The sequence below is a fragment of the Pedobacter lithocola genome, assembly GCF_042650845.1.
Taxonomy (GTDB): domain Bacteria; phylum Bacteroidota; class Bacteroidia; order Sphingobacteriales; family Sphingobacteriaceae; genus Pedobacter; species Pedobacter lithocola.
The window spans coordinates 430,501-448,925 of sequence record NZ_JBHSBW010000007.1 but is presented as its reverse complement, the minus strand read 5'-3'; the positions used below and the strand labels follow the sequence as shown (position 1 = coordinate 448,925).

Sequence of the window (18,425 nt, the reverse complement as noted above, 5' to 3'; positions counted from 1 at the left end):
TTATTGCAAAGAGCGCTGAGTATTACTTAGCGCTTTTTTTATGCCTTATCGTTAAAAATATAATGCTATTGAGTTTGATATAAATTTTACTAAATTTAGAGTATGAAATGTCATGAAACTCTATTACTAGAACGAATAACTATCATCCCTGGTTTAATGGGCGGAAAGCCCACAATAAGAGGCAATCGATTTACAGTAATTGATATTATTGAACTCTTGTCATCTGGAATGACGAATGATGAAATTTTAGAGGAACATCCCATCCTCGAAAGCGAAGATATAACAGCAGCGTTATTATTTAGTGCTAAAACCATAGGGGATTAATACATTTACGAATGATTGGGAATTTTGGTTAGATGAAAATATCTCTCCAATTATAGCCAAATGGTTTATGGAAGAAATCAATATAAAATGCATTTCATTTCCTTAAATTAAATAGAACATCAGATATCGAAGTTTACAATCTTGCCCGAAGCAAAGAAAAGGTCATTGTCATATCGAAAGATTCTGACTTATCTGAACTTGTTGCATGGAAAGGAACTCCGCCGAAATTAATTTACCTCAAATTTGGTAATTGCTCAAACGAACAGTTTTACGAAAAATTAAAAAGTAAAATTTATGATGCTACGGAGGAACTTATCTATGGAGATTTGGATATATTTGAAATAAATAAAGACTAACATGCAATTCGGTAAAGTAGACGACCCATCAATAATAGATTTCACACTTCCTGCAGATGCTCCACAAACAGCAGCTATTTTAAAAGCCAACAAGCCTAAGCAAAAATTTGAAGCTTTCGTTGGTTGTGCAAAATGGAATAAGGCCGATTTGAAAGGCTTTTACCCTAAAGGAACGAAAGATGAGCTAACCTACTACTCTACTCAATTTAATTCTATTGAATTGAATGCAACTTTTTATGGCATGCCAAGCAGCGAACAAGTTATTACGTGGACGCAAAAATCGCCTGCTGATTTTAAATTTTTTCCGAAGCTCACAAACACGATAAGCCATTTCAAAAGACTAATCAACGTTAAAGAACCAGTAGAACAATACTGCGATGCGATAAGTAATTTTGAGGATAAACTCGGCATGGCATTTCTTCAACTTCATGATAATTTTAAACCAAAAGATTTTGATAGACTTAAAACTGTAATCGAGGAATTTCCAAAAGTAATACCTTTAGGCGTTGAAGTTAGAAATGGAGAATGGTTTGCAAATGCTAAAGTTGCAGATGAATTTACACAATTGTTCGAAGAAAATGGAATCACAAACATTATTGTTGATACAGCTGGAAGAAGAGATATGCTCCATATGCGATTAACAACACCTACCGCTTTTGTTCGCTATGTTGGTGCAAACCATGAAAGCGACTACACCCGTTTAGATGAATGGATTGAGAGAATTGTAGATTGGAAAAAACAAGGGTTACAAAATTTGTATTTTTTTGTTCACCAAAATGTAGAATTGGCTTCTCCCCTTTTATCTGCCTATTTTATTGAAAAACTAAACAAAGCCATTGGAACGGATTTGAAAATTCCTGTAATGGCAAATGGTTCGTCGCCAGATCAATTACTCTTTTAATAACAGATGTCATTCTGAGCTTGTCGAAGATCTCAAACAAGATGTTTCGATAAGCACAACATGAAAGTAGAACTGCTACGAGATACGTTTAAGAACTGTTTCGGTAGCTTTTGCTTCTTCACCGTCAGGAGAAATATTGTAAGCCGAAATTATAATTTCATCATTATTTAAAATCGTAAATTCGGTTCGCCAACCCCAAAGTTGTTCTCCATATTCCGGACTTCCATATTGTCCGAAAACAGAAAAGCCATCCGCTTTTTTTGCTCCGCTTGATAACATAATTTGTGTTCCCATATGGAAGCTATCCACCCAACTGCTGCTAAACTTCTGGTACGGAATATCAAAACCAATAATCATTTTTCCTTCCAAAGGCTTATTGTCCAAGCTTCCTTGATAATCGTAAGAAATAAATCTATACTCCAAAAGTGAAGTGATTTTTCCCTGAGTTTCAGACTCATCAGCTAAAACATCCTTTTCAAACCATGTTTTGGTTACTCCTTTCCATTCGCCAATCAAATTAGCTAAAATTTTATGAGCACCTTCTTCTAATGATATTTCAAATTTACTTTTTGCCATATACCAAATTTATAAAAAATAGTTCTGTTAATTTGATATTTCTGATTTTGCAAACTGGATATTTATTAAGTATCTTGTTTCATGCTGAAAACGTTAGATCTTAATCCGGTTATGGTTATTGATATAGAAACTGTACCTCAATATGCCTCGTACGATGATGTTCCTCCAAACCTACAGGATTTATGGGAGCAAAAAACTCAGTATCAACGCAAACCAGAACAAACGCCAGAAAGCTTTTATGATAATGCAGGAATATTTGCTGAGTTTGGCAAAATTGTATGCATCAGCTTAGGTATATTTTACACCCAAAATAAAACACAACACCTTCGCATAAAATCAATCTCTAATACTAATGAACTGGAATTATTAACAGCATTTGCTGACTTGCTAAAAATGCAATTACCAACATTAATGTTTTGTGCGCATAATGGAAAAGAATTCGACTATCCATATCTATGCAGAAGATTATTAGTAAACGGAATAGAAATTCCTGGTCAGTTACAAATTGCCGGCAAAAAACCTTGGGAAGTAAACCATGTTGATACCATGGAGCTTTGGAAATTTGGTGATTACAAAAATTACACCTCTTTAAATTTATTGGCTGCAATATTAAATGTTCCAACACCAAAAGATGATATTGACGGAAGCATGGTTCGGCAGGTGTATTATGAAGAGAAAAACTTGCCTCGCATTGTTACTTATTGCCAGAAAGATGTAATTACTACCGCACAAGTATTGCTAAAATTTAAAGGTATGGAGATAATTCAACCAGAAAACATTACCATTGTAACCTAATGTTAAACGTAGAAAATTTAAGCATCGATTTTTTTAATCAGGATGAAAAAACCTGGTTTAAAGCCGTTAAAGAAATAAATTTTAATGTTAGAAAAGGTACTGTGCTTGGTATTGTTGGGGAATCTGGCTCTGGTAAATCAGTAACTTCTTTTTCAATAATGCGATTGCATGATGAACGTTTAGCAAAGATTACCGGAGATATAGAATTTGAAAATATTAGTTTGCTAAGCCTTGATTCAAATGAAATTAGGCAGTTTCGCGGCAATCAAATTTCGATGATTTTTCAGGAACCAATGACCTCGCTAAACCCGGTATTTACTTGCGGTTACCAAGTTGCCGAAGCCATAATCCTACATCAAAACGTTAGCAAAGCTGAAGCTAAAAAGCAAACCATTGCGCTATTTGAAGAAGTGCAACTGCCACGACCTGAAAAAATATTTGATAGTTATCCACATCAAATATCTGGCGGACAAAAACAACGTGTAATGATTGCAATGGCGTTAAGCTGTAATCCCAAACTATTAATCGCCGATGAACCTACAACCGCTTTAGATGTAACCGTACAAAAAACCATCCTACAATTACTCCTAAAATTGAAAGAAGAACGTCAAATGGCAATGATTTTCATTTCACATGATTTAGGCGTAGTACACGAAATTGCAGATGAAGTTGCCGTTATGTATAAAGGCGAAATTGTGGAGCAAGGAACATCGAATGAGATATTCCATCATCCAAAACATCCTTACACTAAAGGCTTACTGGCTTGCAGACCCACACCTGCATTACAATTAAAAAAATTGCCTATCGTGGCCGACTTTCTAACTGGCAAAATTGAAGATGCATCAGCACATTTGAATTCAAATAATCAAATCACATCAAAAGAAAAAGAAAAAAGGCGCACAGAACTTTATTCCAAAAAACCCATTTTAGAAATTAAAGATCTATCAACATGGTACCTGGTGAATAATGGTTTTTTTAACAAAAACAAAGATTACGTTAAAGCGGTAGATAAGATAAATTTCAATGTTTTCCCAGGCGAGACTTTAGGCTTGGTAGGTGAATCTGGCTGTGGTAAAACAACCCTTGGTAGAAGTATTTTACGTTTAATACAGCCAACTTCGGGAAGCATTATATTTGAAGGTAAAGACATTACAAACGTAAATAAAGCAGAAATGAGGCGTTTGAGGAAAGATATGCAAATCATCTTTCAAGATCCTTATGCCTCGCTCAATCCAAAATTAACAATTGGGCAATCAATTTTAGAACCATTAACCGTTCATAATCTATTTGCTAGTGATGCAGAACGAAAGGCAAAAGTATTTGAGTTGTTAGATAAAGTAGATTTAAAAAAAGAACATTATAACCGATATCCACATGAATTTAGCGGCGGACAAAGGCAACGCGTAGTTATTGCCAGAGCTTTAGCATTAGAACCAAAATTTATCATTTGTGATGAATCTGTTTCTGCACTAGATGTATCGGTACAGGCTCAGGTATTAAACTTGATTAAAGATTTACAACGGGAATTCGGATTGACATATATTTTTATTTCTCATGATTTAGCGGTAATTAAGCACATTTCTGACAGAATTTTAGTAATGAACAAAGGCAGAATCGAAGAAGAAGGCTTCCCTGATGATATATTTAATGCCCCAAAAGCTGCATATACTAAAAAACTAATCGATGCAATTCCAGGCACATAATATGGAAGATGGATGATGTAAGATGGATGATGTTATACGATCATTCATTTCCCATCATCCATTTCACATCTTCCATTTCACATCTTCTATCAATTTTGGTCATTCCTCATCCATTTTCCATCTTACATCCCACATCATTTCCATCTTTTCTGTATCTTCGATAAAATACTTTTATCAATATGGCAAAGAAAAAATCTGCAAATATAAAATTGGTTCTGAATCAACTTGTTAGTGATGTCTTCGAGAAAAACAGTAATCAGCCACTTAATTACAAACAGGTTTCTGCCAAACTAAATCTTGATGATCAGGAATCGAGAGAAACCATTCTTGAGATTTTAAAAGAAGGGAAAAACGCCGGAATATTTCTTGAACCTGAAAAAGGAAAATTCAAACTAAAAGAACTTCAAAACTTTATTACTGGTCGCGTAGATATGACTGCTGATGGTTCGGCCTATATTGTACCAGATGATGAATTGGAAAAAGATGTATTCGTTGCACCTCGCAAATTAAAAAATGCGCTTCATGGTGATTTGGTAAAAGTTTATGTTTTTGCAAAAAAGAATGGACGCAAAAATGATGGCGAAGTTGTAGAAATTATCAAAAGAGCAAAATCTGATTTTACTGGTGTTATCAAAATATCTGAGCGTTTTGCTTTCGTTATTGCAGATGATAAAAAGATGATGCACGATATTTTTGTACCATTATCTGATACTTTAGGTGCGAAAAACGGACAAAGGGTTTTGGTTAATTTAACCGATTGGCCTGAGGGTGCAAAAAATCCTATTGGAGCGGTTAAACATGTTTTAGGAGATCAAGGTGAGAACAATACCGAAATGAATGCAATTTTGGCTCAGTATGGTTTCCCTTTATCATTTCCTCCAGCGGTAGAAAAAGAAGCCAATGCCATCCCCGAAGAAATACCTGAATCGGAAATTGCAAAGCGTAAAGATTTTAGAAATATGTTAACTTTTACCATCGATCCGGCTGATGCGAAAGATTTTGATGATGCCATCTCCTACCAAAAATTACCTAATGGAAATCATGAAATTGGTGTACATATTGCCGATGTATCGCACTATGTAATCCAAGGAACTGAATTAGATAAAGAGGCTTACAGTCGTGCGACTTCGGTTTATTTAGTTGATAGAGTGATCCCAATGTTACCAGAAAGGTTGAGTAACGGTGTTTGCTCTTTACGCCCGCATGAAGATAAATTGTGTTTTGCAGCTGTTTTTGAATTGGATAATGAGGCAAACATTAAAGCAGAATGGTATGGTAAAACAGTCATACATTCAGATAGACGATTTAGTTATGAAGAAGCACAAGAAGTTTTAGAAAATAAGGAAGGCGATTATGCAACTGAATTATTAAAACTTAATGAACTTGCTTACATTCTTCGCGATAGAAAATTTAAAAATGGTGCTATTAGTTTTGAAAGCACAGAAGTGAAATTTAAACTTGATGAAACTGGCAAACCAATTGGTGTTTATGTAAAAGAACGTAAAGATGCACACAAATTAATAGAAGATTACATGCTATTGGCGAATAGAAAAGTAGCAGAATTTATTGCCACCAAAGTAAAAGGTAAAAACAAGCTTACCTTCGTTTATCGTGTTCACGATTCTCCAAATATGGAAACCTTAAATACATTCGCCAACTTTGCTTCTCGTTTTGGATATAAAATAAATACAAAATCAGATAAAGAAATTGCCAAATCATTAAATCACCTAATGGCTGATGTTGAAGGTAAGAAAGAACAAAATGTGTTAACCTCATTGGCTATTCGCTCTATGGCAAAAGCAATTTACACAACAAAAAAAACCAGCCATTATGGTTTAGCATTTGATTATTATACACATTTTACTTCTCCAATTCGTAGATACCCCGATGTAATGGTACACCGACTGTTAGAAGATTATTTGGCAAATGGAAAATCAGCCGATGAAGAATTTTATGAAGTTGCAAGCGTACATTCATCTGCAATGGAAAAAAGAGCTGCAGAAGCCGAACGTGCATCTATTAAATACAAACAGGCAGAATACCTGGAAGGAAATGTTGGTAATGTTTACCAAGGTATAATTACAGGTGTTACCGAATGGGGAATGTATGTAGAAATTGAAGAAAATAAATGCGAAGGCATGGTTCGTTTACGCGAAATATCTGATGATTTTTATGTGTTAGACGAAAAGAATTATTGCATCGTTGGTCAACGTAAAAAGAAAAAATACCAATTGGGCGATGAAGTGATAATTAAAGTTAAAAAAGTAGATCTGGCTAAGCGACAAATAGATTTTTCGTTAGTTTTATAAATGATTAAAAACATCCTGTTCATCCTGCTTTTTATTGTATCAATTAAAGGCTATACACAAAATATTCAGGGTAAAGTTATTGATGAGGTTACAGGTACGCCAATTCCATTTGCATCTTTAATGATTGTTGGCACATCAATAACATCTATAACCAATGAAAATGGAGACTTTGTTATTAAATCAGCAGGGTTTCCTGTCAAACTTAAGTTCAGCCACGTTAGTTATTTAAACAGCGAATTTGATGTAAAAAGTAACGCTGAAAATCTTATTTTTAAATTAAAACAGGCAGCCATAAATTTGTCTGAAATAAATATCTCACCCTATCGAGGCAAGATATTATTAAAAAGTGCATTTGAAAAAGCTTTAAAATACAATGACGAAAATCACTATTTAAAAGCTTTTTACAGGCAGTTAACATCTGTAAATAACAATCCAACCAAAATCCATGAAATTTTTTATGATTTAAGATGGAATGTTACACGAACCAATGGCTGGATAGCAAAGCAAACCCGTTTTGCAGAGAGTAAAAGCCAAATGCTGTTCGATTTAAGCAATCAATCTTATTTTACATTTAGCTCTAGCGGTTACCTTACCCAAACTACCTCGGGGACATTTGTAACCGAAAAAACATTGGATAAATACACAATTGAAATTGAACGATATATAGAACAAGCCGACCAAGATATCGCAGTAATAAACTGCACAATTAAGAAAGCCGGCAAAAATCAATTTTATGCCAACACTACTTTTTACGTTGGCACAGAAGATTTTAAAATTTACAGAATGGAGCAAAACATTTTGAATCTACCCATGGATTTGGAAAATGGCGCAGGCTTTAAATATCCACCCATCGTAAAAACAATTTCAACTTTTAAAAGTGATAAGGGCGATATAAACATATTAGAGAGCATATCGACAAAAATGTACCTATCTGTAAGTTATATTGATAGAATGCGATCTACAGATATAAGTGCAATCGTAAGTTCATTACTAACTGTTTACCAAGAAAACGATTCATTACAAAATGAAACTTATAAAAGTGTAAGTAAAAACACTAAAGATAAAAATGTAGTAGAATCTATAAAATATAATCCCGATTTTTGGCAAGATAACCCAATCGTTAAACAAACATCACTAGAAGATAAATTCAGCAAAATGATGGAAGGTCAAAATGCCTTCGGTACAATGATTAATCCTTAAAATAAAGCATGTTTAACACAATACAGTTACAAGAAATTTTAGAAACAGCAATTAAAAATTTAAAGTTTCCTGAAAATCCAAAACAACTATACGATCCAATCACATACATCATAAACCTTGGTGGCAAAAGAATCCGGCCTTTATTGGTATTAATGTCGACAGATTTATTTGGCAAGGACCCTAATGATTCTATTCATGCAGCAATGGCTGTTGAGGTTTTCCATAATTTCACTTTAGTGCATGATGATATCATGGATAATGCTCCATTACGCAGAGGGAAAGCAACCGTTCATGAAAAATGGAGCACCAATGTTGCCATATTAAGCGGCGATGTTATGATGGTTGAAGCTAATAAAAACCTGGCAAAGGTAAATGCAAAATACCTAAAAGATGTGCTGGATACATTTAATGCCACAGCTCAAGGCGTTTGTGAAGGTCAGCAATTGGATATGGAATTTGAAGAACGCGATGATGTAAGTATTGAAGAATACATTAATATGATAAGGCTAAAAACAGCTATTTTATTAGGTGGAGCACTTAAATTGGGCGCAATTATAGCTGAAGCTTCAGAAAACGATGCAAATTTAATTTACGATTTTGGAGAAAATATTGGTATCGCCTTTCAATTACAAGATGATATTTTAGATGTTTATGCAGACCCGGAAAAATTTGGTAAACAGGTTGGAGGCGATATCATTGCTAATAAAAAAACCTTTCTACTTTTAAAGGCTTTTGAACTTGCAGAAAACGAGAATTTAATTTCGCTGCAAAACTTAACAAATGAAACAGACTTCAACCCTAAAGAAAAAATAGAAGCTGTAAAGGGGATTTATGATACATTAGATATTCAGAATATCGCAAAGACTACGATGAATACTTATATGAATAAAGCACTTGCATTAATGGCACAAATTAATGTAAGCGACCAAGCAAAAGCGAAGCTATTAGAATTAACTACACAATTAATGGCAAGGCAATTTTAAAAGTCTAAAGTATGATATTCTGCCGTACAAAAACAACATAAATCAAATTATAAATCGAGCACTTATAATTGCTTAACCAAACAGGTCCTTTCCTCTTTAAAGATTTATAAAATTCACAATCTTTATAATGCAAAAAAAAAGCTTCCGAAAATTCGAAAGCTTTTTTTATATAAGTTTTGTACTAATTATTCTGCAGGTGCAGCTTCTTCAGTAGTTTCTTCTTGTTTTGCTACTGCTTTTTTAGCAGGTGCTTTTTTAACTGGTGCTTCTGCAACTTCTTTAGCTTCAGCTTCTTGCTTAACTTTTGGAGCTTTAGCGATTGCTGCTTCAATTTCAGCTTCAGTTATAGGAAGTATAGAAACGTATGATTTGTTGTCTTGTTTCTTTTTGAAGATAACAGTACCATCAACTAAAGCAAATAATGTATGATCTCTACCAATACCCACACCTTTATCTGGGTGATGTTTTGTACCACGTTGACGTACTAAAATATTACCAGCGATAGCTAACTGCCCACCGAAAATTTTAATACCTAAACGCTTACTATGCGATTCACGTCCGTTTTTCGAACTACCGGCTCCTTTTTTGTGTGCCATGATTTTATATTTTGTAACTCGCTAAAAGCGAATAATTAGGTTAACAATTAATTATAGAGTGATGTCAGAAATCTGAATCTTTGTGAAAAACTGGCGGTGACCATTTTTCTTTTTGTAACCTTTTCTACGTTTTTTGTGGAAAATAATTACTTTATCACCTTTTAAATGAGATACGATAGTAGCTGAAACTTTAGCACCTTTAACCGCAGGAGCACCTACAGTAATTGCACCACCATTATCAACCAACAATACGTTATCAAATTCAATACTAGCGCCTTCATCTCCTTGTAATCTGTGTACAAAAAGGTGCTGGTCTTTAGCAACCTTAAATTGCTGTCCTGCTATATTTACTATTGCGTACATTGTTTAATTATTAGTTTTTTAATTTTTATTTAACGAGGTGCAAATATAGAATAAATAAGATTAACACACAAACCTATATTGAAATTATTTAAAGATATATTTTCGAAGTTATAAATCGTAAAATGCTATAATCTTCATCACCTATTTTCCACTTCTTTTTTCTGCCTGGTTTATCGTGTCCTCAATAACTTTTCTCATTTGCATAGCAGCATCTAAAAGTTTTGGATTTCCATCAAAATCTCCATAAACAACAACATGTTTTGCCTTTTCTTTATATTGAAAAAACATATCATAACGTGGTACAGACATTGATTTCGAACTCTTCACCCCTATTGTATCAGGAAAATTCCATAAACCTAATTCATTTGCTTTGCTGTGGATGTACAAAATATCATCGCTTTTCAATAGCACCTTCTTTGTTATTATAGAATCTTGACTATTTACATATTGATATGCACCGGTTTTAGAATTGTACTGGTTTTCCAACGTATCTTTTATTCCCCATTTATAATCCATATAAACAAAATCGTTTTTTCGAAATGGCGCATTTTGTATAATGGGTTTGTAATAGATATAACAATAAATTATCATCGGAAGGATGATGGTAAGCGCTAAAAATATCTTTTTTCCTTTATTTGACACGGTTGTAAATTATTGAATGAGTGAATTTTGAATGATTGAATTTTGAGTGAATGAATTTTGAATGATAAACCCTATTCAAAGTCAAAACAAATCTCAGAATTTTTACTGATTATCATGACATAATAAAATCAAATTAAAATTTTGAATTACCCTCAATAATCTTGAAATCCTGCAATCTTATAAACTCTAGCTATCTTTAAGTTCACCTTCCCACTTACTAACTACAGCAGTAGCAATACTATTACCTACAACGTTTGTTGCAGAACGGCCCATATCCAATAACGGATCGATACCGATTAATAAGGCTAAACCTGCTTCTGGAATATTAAAACTGGCAATTGTTCCAGCAATTACCACTAATGATGCTCTTGGTACACCTGCAATTCCTTTACTGGTTAACATTAAGATCAAAAGCATAGATATTTGCTGTTCGAAACCTAAATGTATGCCATATGCCTGTGCGATAAATAAAGACGCAAACGTCATATACATCATCGAGCCATCTAAATTAAAAGAATAACCCAACGGTAAAACGAAACTTACAATTTTATCTTTACAACCAAAGCGTTCTAAAAGCATCATTGTTTTTGGATAAGCAGCCTCGCTACTTGCCGTACTAAATGCTAGAATTGCGGGCTCTTTCATATCGTTCACCAAACGGAAAACTCTTTTTTTCAAAATCAAAAAGCCAAGAAATATCAATAAAGCCCATAAAATGGCTAGCCCGAAATAAAATTCACCGATAAAAATAGCATAGGTATTTAGAACATTTAAGCCTTGTTTCGCTACAATAGCCGTCATTGCGCCAAAAACTGCCAATGGTGCAAAATTCATTACATAGCCAGTCATCTTTAATATTACATGTGCAATTGCATCGAATGTTTTAATTACAACCTGACCTAAATCGCCGATTGCAGCTGTAGCAACACCAAAGAATAAAGAGAAAACCACAATTTGAAGAATTTCATTAGTTGCCATAGATTCGGCAATACTTTTAGGAAAAACATGCGTTATAAAATCCTTAACACTCATTGATGCCTTTTGTATACCGGTATTAACCAACTGATCTGGCAGGGTTAATTTCATGTGTTTACCTGGCTCAAAAAGATTCACCAATATTAAACCTAATACTAAAGACATTAACGACATGGCAAAAAACCAGCCCAATGTTTTTCCACCAATTCGTCCTACGGCTTTAATATCACCAACCTTTGCCACCCCAACAACAAGCGTTGTAAATACTAAAGGCGCAACAATCATTTTTATCAAACGAAGAAAAATATCACTCAATAACGTGAAATACTCTAACTTTTTCTCGCGGATTTCTTCATTATCTCTTTTGATTTTTGAGTTAGCCTTTTTTTCTGCTTTTAATTGCGTAAAAACTGCAGAAGTGGTGTCGGTAGTTTTTGCTATACTAACTTCAATACTTTTAACTTTTGCATCGGCGTTAAGTATTTTTTGATTGTAAACATCAATTGAGTTAACATTTAAAATGTAGCCTAGAGCAATTCCTGCAATCAGCGCTATAAAAATGAAAAGAGTAAGTCTGTTTTTCTTCATGAATAATTATTTTGTGGCGCTGTTAATTTGGTAAAACTACGATATTTACGCTTTGTAACAAATTTTGATTTCGGCTAAGTAGGAAAAATATTCTATTTTTGATTTTCCCTGTAACAAAAAATTATTCGCACCATCTAAAAAGCAATTATAACCCCTTAAATGGAACAAAAAGACAAGTTATTTAAAGAGATCTTCGATTCGAATTCCAAAAAAATATTCCATTTATGTTATGGTTATACGGGCGACACCGATGCCGCTAACGATCTTTTACAAGAAACGTTTTTAAAAGTTTGGCAAAACCTGGATAAGTTTAGAAACAAATCTTTAATCTCTACTTGGATATACAGGATTGCTGTAAATACGTGTCTTACTTATTTGCGCTCAGAAAAACGTCAGGCAAAAGATGAGTTGACAGAAAATATAATCGAAAATAAAATAGAAGAATTTTCTGAGAAAAATGAGCAGGTAGCGTTGCTCTACACATGCATATCTAAACTAGAAGAAAACGATCGTTTAATTATCACAATGGTTTTGGATGAATTACCATACCATGAAATTGCTGACATTTCTGGTATCAGCGAAGGCAATTTGAGGGTTAAAATTCACCGCATTAAACAAAAATTAACAGAACTATATAACCAGTATGCAAGCGTTTGATCAAATACAGGAGTTGTGGCAAAAGCACGAGGTAGAAGTTAAAGTTTCTGCTGATGAAATGTTGCAACAAGTTAAAAAAGAAGTTAATGGTTTAAAGCTTAAATCTGCTTTAAATATTCTAGGTATGCTTGCATCTTTTATTGCAATTGCTATAATGTGGGCATTATTTCATTTTGAATCATGGACTACACATGTTGGAATTAGCATTACATTAATTGCAATTGGTGTTTATACATTGCTTTTATACAGAGACCACAAATTAATCTCAAAAAACGATTATACAGTGCATCCGAATGAATATTTAAGTAGTTTGAAAACTTATCAATTAAATAGATACAAGCTTTACAATACACTTTATTGGTTTTATGTTATCGCACTTTCATTAGGTATTATATTTTATTTTGTAGAAATACTTTCACATTTTAATATGATGCAAAAATCCTTAGCAATAGGACTTACAGCTATATGGATAATTTTTTGCTCAACCATTTTAAGAAAAGCTGTAATTAAACGAGAGAAAGAAAGAATAGCTTTACTAATAGAAAAATTCGAACGAATAAGCGCACAGTTCTCTGCATCAGAATAATTTAGGCACGGTTTTTACATTAGCTATAATCTATGAAAAACCTTTCTATTATATTATCCTTTTTGCTAATATTACCCCTCCTATCTTTCAGGCAGGATTATGTTGAGCCCGAACAACTGGATTGGAATATTCACTTTAAAGGTAAACCTGATAATAAATCTCCATTCTCTGCCCTAACAGCAATGACCTGGAAATATAGCTATGGCTCAACAGTTTATCGAAATCGGGTTGAAATAAAGTTGAAAAATGAAATCACCATTGATAAAACCAGGTCGTGGGTGAAGCTAGATAGAATCAGAACTGAAGAAGCTAGAGAAAAACTTCTGCACCATGAACAAGGGCATGTAAACATTCAATATGTATTGCTTATGGAAGCCGATAGAGTTTTAAAAAACCGAACGTATTCTGTAAAAAACTATAAAGCACAAATTGCTGATTTGGCCAATCAGATTAGTGATTATTTTGATACGATGCAGAAAAATTATGATGAAGAAACCGAGCATGGAAGCAATCAAAAAATGCAAGCCAGGTGGGATAAGATAATTAATGATAAAATGGAAGAATCTAAAGCTGCCAGCAATTCAAAATAGTTTCGGTAAAAAAATGATTCCTCCAATCAATATTGCTAAACACGCTGTTATTAAAACCGCAGCAGCAGCCATATCTTTTACTGTTTTAATTTGCGGATTAATCTCTGGAGAAACAACATCAGCAAGTTTTTCTATAGATGAATTAAAGATCTCTGCAACGAAAACAGCACAAATTACCGATAAGATTGCAACCCACTCTGTTGCAGAAATCTCCAGATAAAAGGATAATAGAATTGCAATTGCAGCTGCAACAAGATGAATCCTTGCGTTATGTTCGAACTTAAAAAATTTCCATAACCCATTAAAGGCATATTTAAAACTTTTTATACGGGCTGCAATTGTAAATTTATCTTTTTCATTCTTCATTTTTATAGAATCATCATACCTATGTTGCAGCTTTCAAATTAATTATTTTATCTAAAAATTTAGTAAAACTATTCAGGCTTAAATTCACTAGTAGAAAAGCTATTTCCACTTAATTTGTATTGGTATGTTTTCGTAACAGTTTTGGTTGAATCTACCTCATCTTTTACAGGAAATGACCTAAACAGATCACCGTTTTTAATAAAAAACTTATCACCGCCATTATACCCTTTCTTTTGCGATGAACTTAAAGAAGGAAAACTTATTTTATTGAAATTTCCGTTAGAATATTCAAAAACATTTAAATCAGATACGTTCTTTTTGCTTAGTAACTGAATGTATAATTCAGGATTTCCATCATTGTCTAAATCCATGTTCCAAACATCTGCCATAATGCCTTTGCGCTCTACCGCTGTAGATTTGTAGTTATTCCTAACTGAATCAGACATCAAAATTTGATAGCCACCTATGGAATCTACTCCTTTGCCCCAGCTTAAAACCTCGAAATTTAATCCTGGTTTAACTTCAATATCTCTATAAAATCGAAAAGGATTTTTTTGAACTTTAATAGTTTCTCTTTTTATTTCAGTAGGTTTCTCTTCCGTACACGAAAAACAAAAAAGCATCCCAGTTAATAACATGAGATGCTGTAAAGTAAGTTTAAATATTTTCATTTTTATTTGGGACTTTTAACTTGCCACAAATTAATGATTTTACCTTTTTAATGCAAGTAATTTGTTACTACTTTGCATCAGGTTTAACATCTGCTGCACCATTATTTAATATGGTTTGTAAGGTAACACTACTTCTTCCGCTTGGGGCAATAACAATCGTTTTTAAAGTTCTTTTTTCGCCTTGTGGAACAATAACTTTAAATGGTGCAGTGTATAAAAATGCATTCTCTGATGGACGTGATTCATCAAGAGAATAGTAAATTTTTCCGCCAGCTACCGGTACCTTTAAATCAATGGTAAATTCGCTGCCAGTAAGCGTTTTTTCGCTTTGATTTATTGGTGTAGGAATCCAATAATTTACATTCATTTTATCTAACCTGGCCAAATGTTTAGGTAAACGTTCTTCAGAAAAGTTTTTTAAATCTTTACGTTCAACCGGGCTCCAGGCAATTTCAGCTAGTGATAACAATCGAGGAAAAGCATGATTTTCTGCTTTGGCAGGTGTTTTAATGTATTCTGACCATAAATTCGCTTGTACACCTTTTATGTATTTTCTTTGGTCGGCAGTAAGCACTTTTGGTATTGGATCGTAAGCATAAATATTCTGATATGGAGCAAATCCACCAATGGTTACGGGTTCGTCGGGAGAATTTGACTGTTTATGATCGATGTACAAACCCATTGAACCAGGTGTCATAATCACATCGTGATTTTGTTGGGCAGCTGCAATACCTCCATCTTCACCACGCCAACTCATTACAGTTGCATTTGGCGCTAATCCACCCTCTAAAATTTCATCCCAACCAATAATCGAGCGACCTTTTCCATTAACGTGTTTTTCTATCGTTTGAATAAAATAGCTTTGTAATTCATGTTCGTCTTTTAAACCCTTTTCTTTCATCAATGCCTGACAAAAAGCAGATTCTTTCCAATAAGTTTTAGGTGCTTCATCTCCTCCTATGTGAATATATTTTGATGGAAAAATTGAGATAACTTCATCCAATATATTGTTAAGAAAGGTAAACGTATTTTCAGAAGGAACAAATATATCATCAAAAACACCCCAGGTTTGTTGCACTTGTTTTCCTTTTTTATTACCAGCCCAAGGGGTTTTATCACTAATAAATGTATCTCGTTCAGGAAAAGAACTTAATTCTGGGTAAGCTGCAATAGCCGCAGATGCATGACCAGGCAATTCAATTTCTGGGATTACTGTTACATATCTTTCTGCTGCGTATCTTACAATTTCTTTTGCTTCATCTTGAGTGTAAAACCCTTTAACTTCGGTTAAATAATTTCCTTTGCCAGGATAATTTCCTATTACAGAACCATTTCTGCTCGAACCAATGGTAGTTAACTTCGGATATTTTTTAATCTCCAATCTCCAACCTTGGTCATCGGTTAAATGCCAGTGAAAAGTATTGATTTTATAGAATGCTAATTGATCTATATACTTTTTGATAAAAGAGATGGGAAAGAAATGACGAGAAACATCTAACATGGTTCCGCGGTATGAAAAACGCGGATAATCATTTATATCAACAGCCGGAACAGTTATTTTATCGCCTATTTTATCCGGTATCATTTGCATTGCCGATTGTACTGCATAAAATAAACCAGCGCCTTTACCAGTTAGTACAATTTGGTTTGGTGTAACTTTTATGGTGTAACCTTCTGCAGGTAATTTATCGGCACCTACAGATGTTAAAACAATACTCTTTTGGTTCGGCTGAGCAACTTTCGTTTCTCTTAATGCAAAACCAGCCTTGTTTACGATAAATGCATTTAGTAAATCTGCAGATTTTGCCCCATCAATGCTCTGATTAATTAATACCGTTGTTTTATCTAAAATAAAATTTCCATTAGCCCTTGTAATGGATACAGGTGCAGGAATTATACCAAGATTTGGGTCGGTTTGTGCAAAAACATTGGTGCTTATTAAGGCAACAACTAAAATCGAAAATACTTTATTCATTATTTTATTAGTTTAAGGGAGCTTAAGGTTTAAATTAAACCAAGATAGAGATTTATCAAAAGATTAAAACACCACATTTTTGTTACAATTTAAATCAAACGTTTGATTAGTGGCATTAAGGCATAAAAAAATCCCTCAAAACTTAATCTGAGAGATTATATAAATATTTTAGATTTTTAAGCTTCTACAGGATGTTCTTTAGCAGCTAAATATCTTTCGGCATCGAGTGCGGCCATACAACCAGAACCTGCGGCTGTAACTGCCTGACGGTAATACATATCCTGAACATCGCCACAAGCAAAAACACCTTCAACATTTGTTAAGGTAGAACCTGGTTTGGTAAGTAAATAACCAGTTTCATCCATATCAAGCTGACCGTTAAAAATATCGGTATTTGGTTTGTGCCCTATGGCTACGAAAAATCCTTCAACAGCGATATCGGTTTCTAAACCAGTTTTGTTGTTTAATACTTTAACTGCTGTTACATTTTTACCGTTACCCAAAATTTCTTGTGTTTCGGTATTGTAATGAACTATAATATTTGGTGTAGCTAAAACGCGTGCTACCATTGTTTTCGAAGCTCTAAATTCATCCCTACGAACCAATAAATGAACCGTTTTACACAATTTAGCTAAATAAGTAGCTTCTTCAGCAGCGGTATCTCCAGCGCCTACAATTGCAACATCTTGTCCTTTAAAAAAGAAACCATCGCAAACGGCACATGCCGATACACCAAAACCATTATATTGTTGTTCGCTTGGTAGGCCTAACCATTTCGCTGTTGCACCTGTAGCAATAATAACTGTATCAGCTGTTATTGTTTTAATTTCATCGACAACAATTTTGTGTGGTGTAGATGAAAAATCTACTGAACTTATATAACCGAAGCGAATATCTGTTCCAAAACGTTCTGCTTGCTTGCGGAAATCTTCCATCATTTCGGGACCCATAATACCTTGTGGATAGCCCGGAAAATTTTCTACATCAGTAGTTTGAGTTAACTGACCGCCTGCCTGCATGCCTGTGTACATGATTGGTTTTAAATCGGCTCTTGCAGCATAGATTGCAGCTGTGTAACCCGCAGGACCCGAACCTATAATTAAACACTGAACGTGTTCGTTTTCTTGTGACATTATAATATGTGTTTGAAATTCGTTTTGTAAAGCAAATTTAATGCTTTAAATAGTTGTTGGCAAGTGCGCATTGTCAACATAGTTTACTTATTAACATCGGTTGATTTTGCTTCATCATCTGTCCTTTACCTGATGA

19 protein-coding genes and 1 pseudogene are annotated in these 18,425 nt (G+C 33.9%); 11 read left to right on the top strand and 9 right to left on the bottom strand.

All coding sequences use genetic code 11. The annotated features are described in order from the left end of the window. The first annotated feature begins 102 nt into the window (after window positions 1-102). From ACFOWA_RS04250 to ACFOWA_RS04240, 3 genes and pseudogenes are all read left to right on the top strand, one after another. A complete protein-coding gene (locus ACFOWA_RS04250) occupies window positions 103-324 on the top strand; it encodes a DUF433 domain-containing protein (protein ID WP_378982108.1) in 222 nt (73 codons plus the stop codon). A gap of 113 nt (window positions 325-437) precedes the next feature. Next, a pseudogene (locus ACFOWA_RS04245) lies at window positions 438-680 on the top strand (DUF5615 family PIN-like protein); the annotation flags it as partial. A gap of 1 nt (window position 681) precedes the next feature. After that, entirely contained in the window at window positions 682-1,581 is a 900-nt protein-coding gene (locus ACFOWA_RS04240) for a DUF72 domain-containing protein (protein WP_378982106.1), read from the top strand. 75 nt (window positions 1,582-1,656) lie between these two features. Here ACFOWA_RS04240 and ACFOWA_RS04235 read toward each other — a convergent pair whose 3' ends face one another. Continuing rightward, window positions 1,657-2,157, bottom strand: coding sequence for a DUF1579 domain-containing protein (locus ACFOWA_RS04235; RefSeq protein ID WP_378982104.1), 501 nt, complete (start codon window positions 2,155-2,157; stop codon window positions 1,657-1,659). An 81-nt stretch (window positions 2,158-2,238) separates the two neighbouring features. Between ACFOWA_RS04235 and ACFOWA_RS04230 the strand changes: the two genes are divergently transcribed. From ACFOWA_RS04230 to ACFOWA_RS04210, 5 genes are all read left to right on the top strand, one after another. Then, window positions 2,239-2,952 (top strand): 3'-5' exonuclease, encoded by a 714-nt coding sequence (locus ACFOWA_RS04230; protein WP_378982102.1) that lies wholly within the window; start codon window positions 2,239-2,241, stop codon window positions 2,950-2,952. After that, window positions 2,952-4,655, top strand: coding sequence for an ABC transporter ATP-binding protein (locus ACFOWA_RS04225; protein ID WP_378982100.1), 1,704 nt, complete (start codon window positions 2,952-2,954; stop codon window positions 4,653-4,655). Before ACFOWA_RS04230 ends, ACFOWA_RS04225 begins: the two co-directional genes overlap by 1 nt. 179 nt (window positions 4,656-4,834) lie before the next feature. Beyond that, complete coding sequence (rnr, locus tag ACFOWA_RS04220; RefSeq protein WP_378982098.1) at window positions 4,835-6,964, top strand: ribonuclease R; 2,130 nt, start codon at window positions 4,835-4,837, stop codon at window positions 6,962-6,964. Then, window positions 6,965-8,164 (top strand): carboxypeptidase-like regulatory domain-containing protein, encoded by a 1,200-nt coding sequence (locus tag ACFOWA_RS04215; protein WP_378982096.1) that lies wholly within the window; start codon window positions 6,965-6,967, stop codon window positions 8,162-8,164. A gap of 8 nt (window positions 8,165-8,172) precedes the next feature. After that, on the top strand, window positions 8,173-9,147 hold the full coding sequence (locus tag ACFOWA_RS04210) for a polyprenyl synthetase family protein (protein WP_378982094.1): 975 nt from the start codon (window positions 8,173-8,175) through the stop codon (window positions 9,145-9,147). Window positions 9,148-9,332: 185 nt separating this feature from the next. Here the strand turns inward: ACFOWA_RS04210 and rpmA are convergent, their stop codons facing one another. The 4 genes from rpmA to ACFOWA_RS04190 form a co-directional block, all read right to left on the bottom strand. After that, the gene (gene rpmA / locus ACFOWA_RS04205) at window positions 9,333-9,743 is read right to left on the bottom strand and encodes a 50S ribosomal protein L27 (protein ID WP_378982092.1); all 411 of its coding nucleotides are present in this window, start codon (window positions 9,741-9,743) and stop codon (window positions 9,333-9,335) included. 51 nt (window positions 9,744-9,794) lie between these two features. Continuing rightward, window positions 9,795-10,106, bottom strand: a complete 312-nt coding sequence (rplU, locus tag ACFOWA_RS04200) for a 50S ribosomal protein L21 (RefSeq protein WP_056090270.1) — start codon at window positions 10,104-10,106, stop codon at window positions 9,795-9,797. 141 nt (window positions 10,107-10,247) lie between these two features. After that, window positions 10,248-10,748: a hypothetical protein gene (locus ACFOWA_RS04195; RefSeq protein ID WP_378982090.1), complete on the bottom strand. Its 501-nt coding sequence runs from the start codon at window positions 10,746-10,748 to the stop codon at window positions 10,248-10,250. Window positions 10,749-10,934: 186 nt separating this feature from the next. After that, window positions 10,935-12,311, bottom strand: coding sequence for a dicarboxylate/amino acid:cation symporter (locus ACFOWA_RS04190; protein ID WP_378982088.1), 1,377 nt, complete (start codon window positions 12,309-12,311; stop codon window positions 10,935-10,937). Window positions 12,312-12,470: 159 nt separating this feature from the next. Here ACFOWA_RS04190 and ACFOWA_RS04185 point away from each other — a divergent pair, with 159 nt between their 5' ends. From ACFOWA_RS04185 to ACFOWA_RS04175, 3 genes are read left to right on the top strand one after another with little or no spacing between them, the layout of a single operon-like run. Then, window positions 12,471-12,968 (top strand): RNA polymerase sigma factor, encoded by a 498-nt coding sequence (locus ACFOWA_RS04185; RefSeq protein ID WP_378982086.1) that lies wholly within the window; start codon window positions 12,471-12,473, stop codon window positions 12,966-12,968. After that, a complete protein-coding gene (locus ACFOWA_RS04180; RefSeq protein ID WP_378982084.1) occupies window positions 12,955-13,554 on the top strand; it encodes a hypothetical protein in 600 nt (199 codons plus the stop codon). Before ACFOWA_RS04185 ends, ACFOWA_RS04180 begins: the two co-directional genes overlap by 14 nt. A gap of 32 nt (window positions 13,555-13,586) precedes the next feature. After that, entirely contained in the window at window positions 13,587-14,144 is a 558-nt protein-coding gene (locus ACFOWA_RS04175) for a DUF922 domain-containing protein (protein WP_378982082.1), read from the top strand. Here ACFOWA_RS04175 and ACFOWA_RS04170 read toward each other — a convergent pair. The 4 genes from ACFOWA_RS04170 to trxB all read right to left on the bottom strand — a co-directional run bounded on the left by ACFOWA_RS04170 (window position 14,136) and on the right by trxB (window position 18,289). Next, on the bottom strand, window positions 14,136-14,510 hold the full coding sequence (locus tag ACFOWA_RS04170) for a diacylglycerol kinase (RefSeq protein WP_378982080.1): 375 nt from the start codon (window positions 14,508-14,510) through the stop codon (window positions 14,136-14,138). The two genes, ACFOWA_RS04175 and ACFOWA_RS04170, sit on opposite strands and share 9 nt — an antisense overlap. 68 nt (window positions 14,511-14,578) lie before the next feature. Then, on the bottom strand, window positions 14,579-15,181 hold the full coding sequence (locus tag ACFOWA_RS04165) for a hypothetical protein (RefSeq protein ID WP_378982078.1): 603 nt from the start codon (window positions 15,179-15,181) through the stop codon (window positions 14,579-14,581). Window positions 15,182-15,248: 67 nt separating this feature from the next. After that, on the bottom strand, window positions 15,249-17,156 hold the full coding sequence (locus ACFOWA_RS04160; RefSeq protein ID WP_378982076.1) for a beta-N-acetylhexosaminidase: 1,908 nt from the start codon (window positions 17,154-17,156) through the stop codon (window positions 15,249-15,251). A 176-nt stretch (window positions 17,157-17,332) separates the two neighbouring features. Further along, on the bottom strand, window positions 17,333-18,289 hold the full coding sequence (gene trxB, locus ACFOWA_RS04155; RefSeq protein WP_378982074.1) for a thioredoxin-disulfide reductase: 957 nt from the start codon (window positions 18,287-18,289) through the stop codon (window positions 17,333-17,335). Window positions 18,290-18,425: the final 136 nt, after the last annotated feature.

Bases quoted from the DNA above. Each gene is read 5' to 3' on its own strand.
- ACFOWA_RS04250 (WP_378982108.1), top strand. From the start codon at position 103: ATGAAATGTCATGAAACTCTATTACTAGAACGAATAACTATCATCCCT.
- ACFOWA_RS04240 (WP_378982106.1), top strand. From the start codon at position 682: ATGCAATTCGGTAAAGTAGACGACCCATCAATAATAGATTTCACACTT.
- ACFOWA_RS04235 (WP_378982104.1), bottom strand. From the start codon at position 2,157: ATGGCAAAAAGTAAATTTGAAATATCATTAGAAGAAGGTGCTCATAAA.
- ACFOWA_RS04230 (WP_378982102.1), top strand. From the start codon at position 2,239: ATGCTGAAAACGTTAGATCTTAATCCGGTTATGGTTATTGATATAGAA.
- ACFOWA_RS04225 (WP_378982100.1), top strand. From the start codon at position 2,952: ATGTTAAACGTAGAAAATTTAAGCATCGATTTTTTTAATCAGGATGAA.
- rnr (WP_378982098.1), top strand. From the start codon at position 4,835: ATGGCAAAGAAAAAATCTGCAAATATAAAATTGGTTCTGAATCAACTT.
- ACFOWA_RS04215 (WP_378982096.1), top strand. From the start codon at position 6,965: ATGATTAAAAACATCCTGTTCATCCTGCTTTTTATTGTATCAATTAAA.
- ACFOWA_RS04210 (WP_378982094.1), top strand. From the start codon at position 8,173: ATGTTTAACACAATACAGTTACAAGAAATTTTAGAAACAGCAATTAAA.
- rpmA (WP_378982092.1), bottom strand. From the start codon at position 9,743: ATGGCACACAAAAAAGGAGCCGGTAGTTCGAAAAACGGACGTGAATCG.
- rplU (WP_056090270.1), bottom strand. From the start codon at position 10,106: ATGTACGCAATAGTAAATATAGCAGGACAGCAATTTAAGGTTGCTAAA.
- ACFOWA_RS04190 (WP_378982088.1), bottom strand. From the start codon at position 12,311: ATGAAGAAAAACAGACTTACTCTTTTCATTTTTATAGCGCTGATTGCA.
- ACFOWA_RS04185 (WP_378982086.1), top strand. From the start codon at position 12,471: ATGGAACAAAAAGACAAGTTATTTAAAGAGATCTTCGATTCGAATTCC.
- ACFOWA_RS04180 (WP_378982084.1), top strand. From the start codon at position 12,955: ATGCAAGCGTTTGATCAAATACAGGAGTTGTGGCAAAAGCACGAGGTA.
- ACFOWA_RS04175 (WP_378982082.1), top strand. From the start codon at position 13,587: ATGAAAAACCTTTCTATTATATTATCCTTTTTGCTAATATTACCCCTC.
- ACFOWA_RS04170 (WP_378982080.1), bottom strand. From the start codon at position 14,510: ATGAAGAATGAAAAAGATAAATTTACAATTGCAGCCCGTATAAAAAGT.
- ACFOWA_RS04165 (WP_378982078.1), bottom strand. From the start codon at position 15,181: ATGAAAATATTTAAACTTACTTTACAGCATCTCATGTTATTAACTGGG.
- ACFOWA_RS04160 (WP_378982076.1), bottom strand. From the start codon at position 17,156: ATGAATAAAGTATTTTCGATTTTAGTTGTTGCCTTAATAAGCACCAAT.
- trxB (WP_378982074.1), bottom strand. From the start codon at position 18,289: ATGTCACAAGAAAACGAACACGTTCAGTGTTTAATTATAGGTTCGGGT.